Source organism: Halomonas sp. KM072 (genome assembly GCF_050710315.1).
Taxonomy (GTDB): domain Bacteria; phylum Pseudomonadota; class Gammaproteobacteria; order Pseudomonadales; family Halomonadaceae; genus Vreelandella; species Vreelandella hamiltonii.
Window position 1 is genome coordinate 1,608,417 of the sequence record NZ_CP136132.1, and the last position, 12,649, is coordinate 1,621,065.

Below are 12,649 nucleotides of genomic sequence, written 5' to 3' on the forward strand. Positions count from 1 at the left end.
TTCAAGCCTACCACTCCAGGCTAGTCTCCCTGAGCAGCGCCATTTCACGCTTCGCCGACTGAAGATGTTCCAGCAATTGCTCGCCCAGGGACGCCTGAGCGCCTACGGCGATCATGGCGGGGTTATGCACCTGACGCCGGGCTGCGCCCTCGTCGCCATGCAGCTTCTCCAGTTGCGCTGTGAGCCACGCCAGCCAGCTATCCGGGCGCTGCAGCTCGTCACGCAGGCGCTGCAGCTCGGCCAACTCTGGGCCATCGCTGGCCAGCAGCCGCCGCCAGTCATGATCCGGCAAGCGCGCATGCTCGGTGACCTCTTTCAACAACGACACCAGCGCCAGCTCGAACAGCGCCAGTGCGCCCTCCTCCAGCGCCATCTGACGAGCAGCAGCGTGCTCGTCATCGCCCACCGGAAGCCCAATCATCAGCTCAGCTTGATAGACGAGCTGGTTAGTACGCGAACGGGCACTCACTTGCGCTTGTCCTCCACGTGCCATTTACCGCCTTCGTAGGTGGCTTTCCAGCCCGTGGCCTTGCCCTCTTCATCGGTCATCACGTACTGCTCTTTATTCTTGCGTGAGTAACGAATCTGCGCCGGGCGGCCGTCCGGGTCTTCGCTGGGTGCCTTGAGCAGGAAGTGGTACTTCTCGGGCAGCTCGTCGGCATGGGCCTTCAGCTCGTGAACCAGCGGCGGGCGTGTTTCACGGTTCTTGGGGAACTTGCTGGCCGCCAGGAACAGGCCGCTGGCACCATCACGCAGCACGTAGTGGTCTTCCACCTTCTGACAGGCCAGCTCCGGCATGGGAATCGGGTCCATCTTGGGCGGTGCCACTTCGCCGCTGCGCAGCAGCTTGCGGGTGTTCTTGCACTCGCTGTTGGTGCAGCCGAAATATTTACCGAAGCGTCCGGTCTTGAGCTGCATGTCCGAGCCACACTTGTCGCATTCGATCAGCGGGCCATCGTAGCCTTTGATCTTGAATTTGCCGCCCTCGACTTCGTAACCATCGCAATCCGGGCTGTTGCCACAGATATGCAGCTTGCGGGTTTCGTCGATCAGATAGTTGTCCATGGCCGTGCCACACTTCGGGCAGCGACGCTTGGCGCGCAGCGCATCGGTCTCTGCCTCTTCCCCGGCATCTTCAGCCACGGCTTCTTCACCGGGAATGAGGTCGATGGTGGTCTTGCAACGCTCCTTGGGCGGCAGGTTGTAGCCGCTGCACCCCAGGAACACACCGGTGGAAGCGGTTCGAATCTGCATCTGACGGCCACAGCTGGGGCAGTCGATGTTGGTCGCCACCGGCTGATTGGGGCGCATCCCTTCATCGCTCTCGGCCTTGGCCAGCTCACGACGAAACTCGTCGTAGAAAGCATCCAGCAGCGCCCGCCAGTTGCGCTCGCCCTCGGCGACTTCGTCCAGGCTGTCTTCCATGCGCGCCGTGAAGGAGTAATCCATCAGGTCCGGGAACGACTCCTTGAGGCGCTCGGTGACGATATCGCCCAGCTTTTCGGCATAGAAGCGGCGGCTTTCCAGCTTCACATAACCCCGATCCTGAATAGTGGAAATGATCGAGGCGTAGGTAGATGGACGCCCGATGCCCTGCTTCTCCAGCTCCTTGACCAGGCTGGCTTCGGTGTAACGTGCAGGCGGCTTGGTGAAGTGCTGCTGAGGGTCGAGCACTTCGAGCCCCATGGGCGTGCCGGTGGGCAGGTCGGGGAGGGTCTGATCCTCGTTCTTGCCGGTCGGCTTCATGACTCGGGTGTAACCATCGAACTTGAGCACGCGCCCTTTGGCACGCAGCTCGTAGCCATCGACCTCGACACTCAGGGTGCTGGAAAGATATTCCGCCGGGGTCATCTGGCAGGCCACGAACTGCCGCCAGATCAGCTCATACAGGCGCTCGGCGTCACGCTCCATGCCCACCAGATCCGTGGACTTGCGCTCCACGCTGGAGGGGCGGATCGCTTCGTGGGCTTCCTGTGCACTCTCTTTGCTGCTGTAGCGGTTGGGCGCTTCGGGCAGGTAGCGCTCCCCATACTCATCACCAATAAACGAACGCACGCTCTCGACCGCATCCTTGGACAAATTGGTCGAGTCGGTACGCATATAAGTGATGTAGCCAGCTTCATACAGCCGCTGGGCCATGGTCATGGTCTTCTTGACCGAGAACCCTAGCCGCCCGCTGGCAGCCTGCTGCAGCGTCGAGGTAATGAAGGGAGCGGTGGGCTTGGAGCGTGTCGGTTTGTCTTCGCGCGACGTGATCGACAATTTGGCCTTGCGCAGCTTGGCAATTCGCTCCAGGGTCTCTTTTTCCGAAGTGGGGCGGAAGGCCTGGCCATCCTGCCGCGCCAAAGCAAAACGCACCAGCTCACCCTCGGGCGAGACCAGGTCCGCATGCACGTCCCAGAACTCTTCGGGGATGAAGGCACGAATTTCCCGCTCACGCTCGACGATCAAGCGCACGGCCACCGACTGTACACGGCCGGCAGACAGGCCGCGGGCAATCTTGGCCCACAGCAGCGGCGAGAGCATGAAGCCCACCACGCGGTCGAGGAAACGGCGCGCCTGCTGAGCTTCCACACGGGGGATGTTCAACACACCGGGGGTCTTGAAGGCATCCTGGATGGCATTCTTGGTGATTTCGTTGAACACCACGCGTTTGTAGCGGCTGTCGTCACCACCGATGGTTTCCCGCAGGTGCCAGGCAATGGCCTCCCCCTCGCGGTCCAAATCCGTGGCGAGGTAGACGGCATCGGCTTTCTCGGCCAGCTTCTTCAGCTCGGCCACGACCTTTTCCTTGCCGGGCAGAATGTCATAGTTGGCCGCCCAGCCATTGTCCGGGTCGATACCCATGCGGCGAATCAACTGGTCGTGGGCCTTGCGCTGCTTGTACTCGGCTTTCTCTTCCGCTGACATCTTGCGCGTTGCCGCGGCCTGGCGAGCGCGCTCCTTTGGGTCGGAGGCTGCCTTACCCGAGCCGCTGGTCGGCAGGTCACGGATGTGACCCACGCTCGACTTCACGATGAAATCGTTGCCGAGATACTTGTTAATCGTCTTCGCTTTCGCGGGCGATTCGACGATGACCAGTGACTTGCCCATAGTGCTCCACTTTCCTGATGCCGAGGCGCTATCGCCACGGCGCTAAATACGTTGTCGCCCCAAATCATGCCTTGGCGACCATGAGAAAAATGCGCCTACCCTACCCCAGCCCTTGCCCAAGCGCTAGTAGCAACCTTGTGCAGCGGCACACACGATGAGGTAGTGCCTCCTCGAAGAGGCCGTCGCAATCGACCATGCTTTTTTATATCGAGTAGCTAGACACTAGACTGCCGTATAGCACTCGGCAACCTAAAGCGGGGTTCTCCAACCAATCGCCCCCGCTGAAAAGCGGGGGCGTCGGCGGTGATGGCACGAGACGACTAGTGCTTGCGTGACGTTCCGCGCCGCGCATTGGCTGACCTGGCCGCAGTCTTTTTAGCGGCCGCGGCAGGGGCTGAAGATGCCGCCGAAGGCTTGGCTTCTTGAGTGGTCGCGCCCTCGGTGTCGGTGACGACTTCGGCCTTGGCTTCTGGCTTGTTCTCAGGCTTGACCTGAGGTTTGGTGTCAGGTTCAGCCTCCGAGCTTTGGACGGTTGCAGGCAGCACAGGACGCGCTTGACCAAACAGCGCCTTGACCTGTTCGAAACGCTCGGCGGCATGGGCAGTCAGCTCACCGCTGGCCGAGAACACGTGCTCCAGATGCTCCAGGTGACCATCGATGGCCGCATTGTCCTCACCTTCCAGCAACACGGGCAGCGTGCTCAGGGCCTGTTCACGATCCAGCTTGAGAATGAAGAACTGCTCACGCACCAGGCGCTTGAACTCGCTCAGCGAGCTACTGGGCTCGAGCTTCGCACGCGAGGCTCGCAACCGCTTGAAGTTGCGCTCGTCGGTGGCGGGCGCACCGCCCAGCACGTAGATCACCGCTCGCATCACGGCTTCATGCGGGCCACCTTGGGTGATTTGCTTGCGCAGCTCGTCCTGCTGATGCTGGATGAAGCGACGATGCTCCGGCTCGGCACCCGGACGACGACGATGCACATGGGCATCACCATAAAGCCCGACGGCCGCCTGCAGCAGTGGCTGGCCATAGATATCCATGAACAGCCGCTCGGTGCTGCTGTCCCTGAAATCGCGCCAGGCATTGAGGCTGGCGACGATCTGATCCGAGGCCATGGTTTCGAACGCCTTGAACACGTTGTCCTGCCCTACCGGCTCACGATGCTTGCGCACGTAATCGGCCATCACCGGCAGCGGCACGCTCAGCGGGTTACGGTCCGACAGCAGCTTGTAGCCCAGGCGAATGGGGTGCATGCGTCGGATCCAGCGTGCGGCCTCGGGCGTCATTACCGCCTGCAGCCAGGGCTGCATGTAAATCCGATACAGCCCGAGATTGATCTCCGAGATGCGTGCAACGGTGGCGAAACGGCGGTCATCTTCGGGCTTGTGCATGACATCCCGATCCAACTCCTCGAAGTTGCGCGGATTGAATTCGAGCAGGTAGTCACGCTCGATCAGCTCGGCATCGGCTCGTTCACTGGCATGGGAAATCGTCGTTTCGTAAAGCCCTGGCGGCATCACGTCGATGTAATCCATATTGGCCGTGAATTCGGAGTGTTCCTTGCGGGAAACGCTGCCGGAAACGAAGATTCCCAGATGGCCCGTGGTGTCATGCAGGCAGTAGATGATGGTCTGGTCGTTGGCGATGATGTCCTCTTCGCCTTCGTACAGGTCACGGATCCATCCCAGCGCCTGCGGCGGCGGGGTAATGTCGTCGCCACGGGAGCAGAACACCACCACCGGCGAACGTACGTTGCGCAGATCGATGCGCCGCCCGTCGCGGGTCACCAGCTGGGCCGTGGAGAGCCGGTTGCCCACGAACAGATTATCGACGATGTACTGGATTTCTTCCCCACCCAGCACCACATGACCACCCCACCAGCGCTCGAACTCAAGATAACGCGAGGTTTCGGTGTCGATATTGGCGTACAAGTGGTACTGCTTTTTCCAGTAGGTGTTGGCTGGGTTCAGGCGCTCGAAGTTCTGCACCAGCCAGGCGCCATCGAACAGGCCATTGCCCATGTCACTGGTCAGCGCCGTGATCCAGCTACCGCCCACCATGCCGCCGGTATAGCGCATCGGCGCCTTGCCGTGCTCGCCCGCCCAGTAAGAGAGCGGCGCACCGGCAATCAGGATGGGTCCGAACACGCCGGGCTCCAGTGCCGCCGCCATCATGATCTGCCAGCCCGCCTGACAGTTGCCTATCACCATCGGCTTTTCAGTGGTTTCTGGATGCAGCTCGATGACATGACGCAGGAAAGCGATTTCGGCTTCGACCACATCCTCGACCGTCTGACCGGGCTCGGGAAAGGGCAGAAAGCCAATGAAGTAGCAGGGATGGCCCGCCTTGAGCGCCACGCCCAGTTCGCTGTCGGGCTTGAAGCCGCCGATGCCTGGGCCATGCCCGGCCCGTGGGTCGACCACCACGAACGGGCGCTTGCTGGGGTCGGTGACCGTATCGCCCTTGGGCAATACGCGCAGCAGTTCGTAATTGGTCGGGTTGGGCAGCGTCCGCCCATCCATCAGTACTTCGGTATCGAACCCCAGCACGTTGGGCTTGGTCTGCTCCATATGGGCCAGGTACTGGTTGCCCCGTTCGCGCATCACATCCCAGTACAGCACGTTGCGCTCGACGCTGTCGCGCCAGTAGCTCAAGGCAGCACGGCCAAACCCGAAGGGGTCCATCATGCTCGTCAGCGCGCTGTTGACCAGAGTGGGGGAAAGCAAGGGATTAGCGAGAAAGTTCATAGAGTCTCCCGTGGGGTTGATGCGGGGCACCAAGCCCGAAGCCATGATGCTGCAATGCAATATAGTTTAGGGCACTCCTTGCCAGACGTCGATCATTACCCATGCATGAACCATCGAGCGACAGCGATTCAAGGCGTTAGCGGGCAAAGGATGGTAGCATTTCGACATGGATCCACGCGCTTGGGCGTCGCTGACGCTGACCGAGCACGTTTACCTCGAGGTGGTTATGTCATCCCCGTCGCTGCTCAACCGCTTGACGTTTCGCCAACTGCAGGTGTTTCAGGCCGTACATCGCCAGCGCTCGTATTCGCGTGCCGCCGAACAGCTGGGCCTGACTCAACCCGCCGTGAGCGCCCAGATTCGCCAGCTGGAACAGGCACTGGGGCAGCCGCTGTTTCGCTATGCCGGTAAAACCCTGCATGTACTGCCTGCGGCGGATACGCTGGCGCTTTCCACTCGGGAAATCTTCGGGCAGCTCTCGCGCCTGCAGATGCACCTTTCAGATATTAACGGCAAGATCAGCGGCAAGTTGAGCATTGCAGCGGTTTCTTCTGCCCAATACGTGGTGCCCTACCTGCTGTCACGCTTTCGCGCCCGCTACCCCGATGTGCAGCTGCGCCTGAAAGTATGCAACCGCAGCCAGGCACTGGAGCGCCTCGCCGACCAGCAGGATGACGTGGTCATCATGGCCATGGTGCCGGAGGACGATGGCTTGGTGGTCATGCCGGTATTGGAAAATGAGCTGGTGGCCGTGGTATGGCCGGAGCATCCGCTGCTCCAACTGGCCAACCCTACCCTCTCGGACTTTGCCCGCCACTATGTATTGATGCGTGAGCCGGGGTCAGGCGTGCGCAGCGCCTTCGAGCAGCTGGCGGTCGATCAGGAAGTCGGGCTGCCCCACCGTATCGAGCTGGGCACCAACGAAGCGATCAAACAAGGCGTGATGGCGCATCTGGGCGTGGCGGTACTGCCGCGCATGGCCATTCAGCTGGAGCTGGAACAGGGGCTGCTGGCCACGCTGGCGCTGCCCCACTTTCCGATCCGCCGCGCCTGGTGCACCGTCTATCGCCGTGACCACTTTCCCACGCCGGTGGCGGAGCTGTTCTTGCGTTTCACCCGCGAACACCTCAGCGAGCTGCGTGCGCATTTCCAGGCGCCCCCCAGCCCCCTCCCCAGCCACGGCGTTTCCTGCCTGCCTGGCCTGAGCGTCGAACAGACCCCGTGATGCGCGACGGTGTCTTGTTGATTGCCAGATATGTTACATTATCTACCACCTACGTATCAGTTAGCGTGACTCGAGGCTCTCTCCTATGAGCAACACCCCTTCCCAGCGCGTGCCCAGCGGCGAAAAATTCCGCAACGAACACGGCATGACGGTGATCAAGGACGGCATGAAGCAGCGCAAGGCGCAGGCCGATGCGCCCGCCCTTGAACGCAAGCCCAAATGGCTGCGCGCCCAGATTCCAGGCGGCGAGCGTTTCGAAGCCGTCAAGAAAAACGTATCGACTCACCGGCTGAGCACGGTGTGCGCCGAATCCCACTGCCCCAACATGGGCGAGTGCTGGAGCAACGGCACCGCGACCATCATGCTGATGGGCTCCGTCTGTACCCGCGCCTGCCGCTTCTGCGCGGTGGACACCGGCAATCCCAAGGGTTGGCTGGACAAGGAAGAGCCCGAGAATACCGCCAAGTCCGTCGAGCTGATGGGCCTGCGCTATATCGTGCTGACCTCGGTCGACCGGGATGACCTGGAAGATGGCGGTGCCACGCACTACGCCTCGTGCATTCGCGCCATCAAGGCACGCACCCCCGAGGTCGTGGTGGAGGCTTTGACGCCGGATTTCGACGGTGATCAGGCCGCCATCGAGCGCGTGGTCGACTCCGGTCTGGAAGTGTTTGCCCAGAACGTGGAAACCGTGGAGCGGCTGACCTCCAAGGTACGCGACCCGCGTGCCGGTTACCGCAAGACGCTGGACGTATTGGCCCATGCCAAGCGCCACCGCCCGGACGTGATCACCAAGACCAGCCTGATGCTGGGGCTGGGTGAAACGGAAGAAGAGATTCTGCAGACGTTCGACGACCTGCGCGCCATCGGTGTAGATATCGTCACGCTGGGGCAGTACCTGCGCCCCACCAAGAACCATCTGGCGGTAGAGCGCTATGTCACGCCGGAAGAGTTCGAGCGCTATCGCGTGCTGGGCCTCGAGAAAGGCTTTATGGAGGTTCCCTCCGGCCCACTGGTACGTTCGAGCTACCGCGCCGACCGCGTGTTCGAAAAGAACAACCTGGGCCTGGCCGCCCCTGCCGCAGTGCCTGGCCAGGAAACCGGCAGCAACCGTATTCCGGCCTTCAACGTCGGCTGACACCCCGCACGAATGTCACCGGCATGCCCCTTTCGGCATGCCGGTGAATCCGTCTTTTGCAGCACTTACTCGATCACGACGCCGAATCCACCAGTGATCGGCCTAGCTGCTCCGCCAGCGCCAGGGCCAGTGCCCCCCCGATATCTGCGCCATCGTCCAGCGTCACCAGATCGCCCAAGCGCGTCACCTGCATACCTGCATAGCCACAGGGGTTGATGCGCCCAAACGGCGACAGGTCGCCGTCCACGTTCAATGCAACACCGTGGTAACTGGCCCCTCGACGAATGCGCAGCCCCAGCGATGCAATCTTGGCCTCCCCCATCACCGTGCGGGTATACACGCCCGGCGCATCCGGCTTGGCCCAGGCATCGACACCATGGCGGGCCAGCACGTCGATCACCGCATTTTCCAGGGCGCTGACCAGCTCACGCACACCGATCTTGCCACGCCGCACGTCCAGCAACGGGTAAAGCACCACTTGCCCAGGCCCGTGGTAGGTCACTTGGCCGCCACGGTCGGTATTGACCACCGGGATATCGCCCGGCATCAGCAAATGTTCGGGTTGGCCCGCCTGCCCCTGAGTGAAGACCGGGTCGTGCTCGACCAGCCAGAACTGGTCGGGCGTATGCTCGTCACGGCAGTCGGTGAGCTCGCGCATGGCTTCCCAGACAGGCTGGTAGGGCCGACGCCCCAGGCGGCGCAGCTCGATGGGTGCGGGGCTCATGTCACACCACCATGTGCACGCGGCCCGTGGCTTTCAGCTCATCGAACAGGCTGGCCAGCTGTTGTTCACCGGTCGCCACGATGGTCACCCGTACCGATTGGAAGCGGCCATTGCGACTATCCACCACCTGCAGGGTGGTTTCGTCGAAATCCGGCGCGTGCTTGACGATGACCTGGCATACACAAGCGGGAAAATCATCCGCCGCATCGCCTACCACCTTGAGCGAGTAGTCGCAGGGAAAAGTGATCTTGGGCGGCTCACTGGCCGTGGAGGGCTGGCGCAGGTCACGCAGCGGAGACTTGGTATCTTTTTTCATGAGTTGCCTATCTATGACGAATGCTAAAACGAATGAAACCCTGACGATGACGCCAGAGCTTCTGGTTGCGACCGGGAGGCTGGAGCACCGCAGGCAGGCCACGTCGGCCTGCGGTGCTCGAGGCTCGTCAGCTTCTGAAGTTGCCGATCAGGTTGCTGAAGAAGCGCTGCACCTGATCGAAGAAGCGCTTGAACAGGCCGCCCTCTTCGACGTTTTCCAGCGCCACCAGCTGGCGCTCGCCGACCATTTCGTCACCCAGGTAGACTTCCAGAGTACCGACTTCGTCGCCAACGGCGACGGGCGCACTCAGGTCGCTATCCAGATTCAGACGCGCGCGCAGCTCTTCGTTGCGGTTGCGCGGCAGCGTCATGAAGACTTCACCATCGACACCCACGCGTAGTTCATTGGTGTCACCACCCCACACCCGCGGCGTGGCCAATACGGCACCGCGCTCATAGAGCTTCATGGTTTCATAGAAGCGGAATCCGTAGCTCAGCAGCTTCTGGGTTTCCTGGGCGCGAGCCTCTTCGGAGCTGGTGCCCATGACCACGGAGATCAGGCGCATGCCATCACGCTCGGCAGACGACACCAGGCAGTAGCCCGCTTCGGTGGTCCAGCCGGTTTTCAGACCATCCACCGACGGGTCACGCCACAGCAGACGGTTGCGATTGGGCTGGTCGATGCCGCCAAAGGAGAAGTTGCGCTGTGAGTAGATGGCGTAGTGGTCAGGGTAGTCGTTGATGATGTACTGAGACAGGATGGCCATGTCTCGCGCCGTGGAGTAGTGCTGGTCACCCGGCAACCCGGTGGCGTTCTGGAAATTGGTGTTGTGCATGCCCAGGCGCGTGGCATGCTGGTTCATCAGGTCGGCGAACGGCGCTTCGCCGCCGGCCAGATGCTCGGCCATGGCCACGCTGGCATCGTTGCCGGACACGATGATGATACCGTGCAGCAGATTTTCCACCGATACGCGGTCGCCCACCTCGATGAACATCTTGGAGCCACCGGTACGCCAGGCATTTTCGCTGATATTGACCATGTCGGTCAGGTTGATGGTGCCACGGTCCAGCTCCCGCTCGACCAGGTAGGCGGTCATCAGCTTGGTCAGGCTCGCCGGCGGCAGGCGCTCGTCGGAATTGTGCTCGGCGAGAATACGTCCGCTATTGGCATCCATCAGAATCCACGAGCTGGCCGCCAGCTGTGGAGGTGCAGGAATGATGGTCTGGGGTTGCGGCTGAGGAATCACCTGCGCCGAAGCAGGGATCGCCACGACGGTCATGGCAGCAAAAAGACACAGCTTGGCGGTCCGGCGAATCGATATCAATACATTCATCACACACGTCTCACTTACATTGGGTGGCAGCAGGGTGACGCTGCCGGGTGACTAAATTGGAACGCATTATCGCACTATAAACACTTGAGGAAAGCCCGCCCGGCGCAGATCTTCTCGGGCCTGGTTTTCCTGGGCAGGACTGACGGGCCCTACCTGAACACGATGCACCTCGGCCTCGCTTTTCACACGCACGCCGTGGGCCAACTCCCCAGAAAGGCGCTGCTGCAATTGCTGGGCACCCTCTGCCGTGCCTAACGCGGCAATTTGCAGGAAGATGCCGTCGCCGCTTGCCTGAGCGGGCGCTGGCGAAGGGGAAGACGCTGGCGCAGCCGGAGCGCTCTCGATACTCGGTGCCGACGCCGCGGGTACCGGTGCGCTTGCCACCGTCGAGCGGGTCGCCTCCCCACCTCGACCACGCTCTGCCAACCATTGCGCAGGGTCGATGGCCTCGACGCGAACAGGCCCCGTGCCATCGTCCAGAATGCCCAGCCGAGCCGCAGCGGCGTAGGAAAGGTCGATTTCGCGATCACTGTGGAAAGGGCCACGGTCATTGACGCGCACGATCACCGAACGGCCATTGGTCAGGCTGGTGACACGGGCAAAGGTCGGCAACGGCAGCGAGCGATGCGCCGCCGTCATCTTGTACATGTCGTAGATCTCACCGTTGGAGGTGGCGTAGCCGTGGAATTTTTCACCGTACCAGGAGGCCGTGCCTTGGCGAGCATAGCCCCGCGAGTCCGGCAGCACACGGTAGGTTTCGCCCCACACCTCGTAGGTGGGGCGATTGCCTGCACGTGAGGGCTGCTCGATGCGCGGCTCGGCATCGGGCACCTGGCTGACGTCCGGCGGTGCTACCGGATAGGCATCGCCGGACATGGCATAGCGTTCGCCGCTGGGAGCGGCGCTGGCCACGGGCGAAGCGCTGGGCTGCGACGCGGCGCTGCCGCTGTCACGCTGCGGCGCTTGGCTGGCACAGCCGCTCACCAGCATCGCCAACACGAGAGAACCGCTCACATAACGGGCATTGGTCAACAGGTTAGTCATGCTCACTCTCAAACTGATGCTGGATCGCGTCCGCCAATTCGGCCACGGCCATGCCGTAAAGGTGGCTGTGATTGTAGCGAGTAATCACATAGAAGTTGAATTCACCCAGACGGTAGCCTTGCTCATCTTCTGAAAAATCCAGCAATAGCGGCACCACGGGGGCATCAGGGGCCAGCGGCGCCTCACTAGTGATGCCCTGCTCCACCATGTCGGCGGCGGTCAAGGAGGGGCGCGAGGTCTGGTTGAAGGCGATGCCTTCGGGGGCTTCCTGTGGGCCGACGGCATCGTGGTAGATGGCGCCATCACGCTGCCAGCCATGCTCGGCAAAGTAGTTGGCTACGCTGCCGATGGCATCGACCGGGTTGTTCCACAGGTCGCGAATGCCGTCGTCATCGAAATCGACCGCGTAGGCCTGGTAACTGGTAGGAATGAACTGCGGATAGCCCATGGCCCCGGCGTAAGAGCCGTAGAGCGTTTCCGGCTCGACACCCTGCTCGTAGGCAATGGCCAGGAAAGCAGCCAGCTCGCCACGGAAGAAGCGCCCCCGCTGGGGGTGATGAAAGGCCAGCGTTGCCAGCGAATCGAGCACCTTGTGCGTGCCTTTGTGACGCCCGTAATAGGTTTCCACGCCAATGATGGCGGTAATCACCTCAGGAGCGACACCAAAGAATTCTTCGGCACGCGCCAGCGTCTCGGCATGCTCGCGCATGAACTCGGCACCTTCTTCGATACGCTGCTGGTTCAGAAAAATATCGCGATACTCGAACCAGCGCAGACGCCGTTCTGCCGCCCCCGCCATGGCATCCAGCACGTTCTGGCGAAATGTCGCCTGCTCCAGCGCTTGCGTCAGCCACTGCTCGGGTACGCCCTGCTCCACCAGTTCACTGACCAGTTGGCGCGTCTGCTCATTGACGCGGGGGTCGAAATCGACCTCCTCGGCCGCCCAGCTGGCCGAGGCTGAACATGCCATCAGCGCCGCCAGTAAATACCCGCCCGCTCTTCTTCGCGCCCTGTTCATTTGCTTACCAC

The 12,649-nt window shown here is 61.8% G+C and carries 10 protein-coding genes; 2 read left to right on the plus strand and 8 right to left on the minus strand.

Features of this window, described 5'->3' with window-relative positions; genetic code table 11:
- Positions 1–7 precede the first annotated feature (7 nt).
- The 3 genes from RVM26_RS07565 to RVM26_RS07575 form a co-directional block, all read right to left on the minus strand.
- Entirely contained in the window at positions 8–469 is a 462-nt protein-coding gene (locus RVM26_RS07565; RefSeq protein ID WP_287805197.1) for a DUF6586 family protein, read from the minus strand.
- Positions 466–3,093, minus strand: coding sequence for a type I DNA topoisomerase (gene topA / locus RVM26_RS07570; RefSeq protein ID WP_498941545.1), 2,628 nt, complete (start codon positions 3,091–3,093; stop codon positions 466–468). Before topA ends, RVM26_RS07565 begins: the two co-directional genes overlap by 4 nt.
- A gap of 320 nt (positions 3,094–3,413) precedes the next feature.
- Positions 3,414–5,840 (minus strand): DUF3141 domain-containing protein, encoded by a 2,427-nt coding sequence (locus RVM26_RS07575; RefSeq protein WP_498941546.1) that lies wholly within the window; start codon positions 5,838–5,840, stop codon positions 3,414–3,416.
- Positions 5,841–6,066: 226 nt separating this feature from the next.
- On the opposite strand from RVM26_RS07575, the gene RVM26_RS07580 reads away from it, so the two are divergent.
- Positions 6,067–7,065, plus strand: a complete 999-nt coding sequence (locus RVM26_RS07580) for a LysR family transcriptional regulator (RefSeq protein ID WP_039179984.1) — start codon at positions 6,067–6,069, stop codon at positions 7,063–7,065.
- Between the two features lie 85 nt (positions 7,066–7,150).
- The gene (lipA, locus tag RVM26_RS07585) at positions 7,151–8,203 is read left to right on the plus strand and encodes a lipoyl synthase (RefSeq protein ID WP_498941547.1); all 1,053 of its coding nucleotides are present in this window, start codon (positions 7,151–7,153) and stop codon (positions 8,201–8,203) included.
- A gap of 73 nt (positions 8,204–8,276) precedes the next feature.
- Here the strand turns inward: lipA and lipB are convergent, their stop codons facing one another.
- From lipB to mltB, 5 genes are all read right to left on the minus strand, one after another.
- Positions 8,277–8,927 (minus strand): lipoyl(octanoyl) transferase LipB, encoded by a 651-nt coding sequence (gene lipB / locus RVM26_RS07590; protein WP_498941548.1) that lies wholly within the window; start codon positions 8,925–8,927, stop codon positions 8,277–8,279.
- Position 8,928: 1 nt separating this feature from the next.
- Positions 8,929–9,243, minus strand: coding sequence for an HP0495 family protein (locus RVM26_RS07595; RefSeq protein WP_039179775.1), 315 nt, complete (start codon positions 9,241–9,243; stop codon positions 8,929–8,931).
- Between the two features lie 127 nt (positions 9,244–9,370).
- Positions 9,371–10,576, minus strand: a complete 1,206-nt coding sequence (locus RVM26_RS07600; RefSeq protein ID WP_498941549.1) for a D-alanyl-D-alanine carboxypeptidase family protein — start codon at positions 10,574–10,576, stop codon at positions 9,371–9,373.
- Between the two features lie 66 nt (positions 10,577–10,642).
- Positions 10,643–11,620 (minus strand): septal ring lytic transglycosylase RlpA family protein, encoded by a 978-nt coding sequence (locus RVM26_RS07605; protein ID WP_287805185.1) that lies wholly within the window; start codon positions 11,618–11,620, stop codon positions 10,643–10,645.
- Positions 11,613–12,638 (minus strand): lytic murein transglycosylase, encoded by a 1,026-nt coding sequence (mltB, locus tag RVM26_RS07610; RefSeq protein WP_498941550.1) that lies wholly within the window; start codon positions 12,636–12,638, stop codon positions 11,613–11,615. Before mltB ends, RVM26_RS07605 begins: the two co-directional genes overlap by 8 nt.
- Positions 12,639–12,649 lie beyond the last annotated feature (11 nt).

Excerpts from the sequence above, each read along its gene's own strand:
- topA (WP_498941545.1), bottom strand. The coding sequence starts at position 3,093 with ATGGGCAAGTCACTGGTCATCGTCGAATCGCCCGCGAAAGCGAAGACG.
- RVM26_RS07575 (WP_498941546.1), bottom strand. The coding sequence starts at position 5,840 with ATGAACTTTCTCGCTAATCCCTTGCTTTCCCCCACTCTGGTCAACAGC.
- RVM26_RS07580 (WP_039179984.1), top strand. The coding sequence starts at position 6,067 with ATGTCATCCCCGTCGCTGCTCAACCGCTTGACGTTTCGCCAACTGCAG.
- lipA (WP_498941547.1), top strand. The coding sequence starts at position 7,151 with ATGAGCAACACCCCTTCCCAGCGCGTGCCCAGCGGCGAAAAATTCCGC.
- lipB (WP_498941548.1), bottom strand. The coding sequence starts at position 8,927 with ATGAGCCCCGCACCCATCGAGCTGCGCCGCCTGGGGCGTCGGCCCTAC.
- RVM26_RS07595 (WP_039179775.1), bottom strand. The coding sequence starts at position 9,243 with ATGAAAAAAGATACCAAGTCTCCGCTGCGTGACCTGCGCCAGCCCTCC.
- RVM26_RS07600 (WP_498941549.1), bottom strand. The coding sequence starts at position 10,576 with ATGAATGTATTGATATCGATTCGCCGGACCGCCAAGCTGTGTCTTTTT.
- RVM26_RS07605 (WP_287805185.1), bottom strand. The coding sequence starts at position 11,620 with ATGACTAACCTGTTGACCAATGCCCGTTATGTGAGCGGTTCTCTCGTG.
- mltB (WP_498941550.1), bottom strand. The coding sequence starts at position 12,638 with ATGAACAGGGCGCGAAGAAGAGCGGGCGGGTATTTACTGGCGGCGCTG.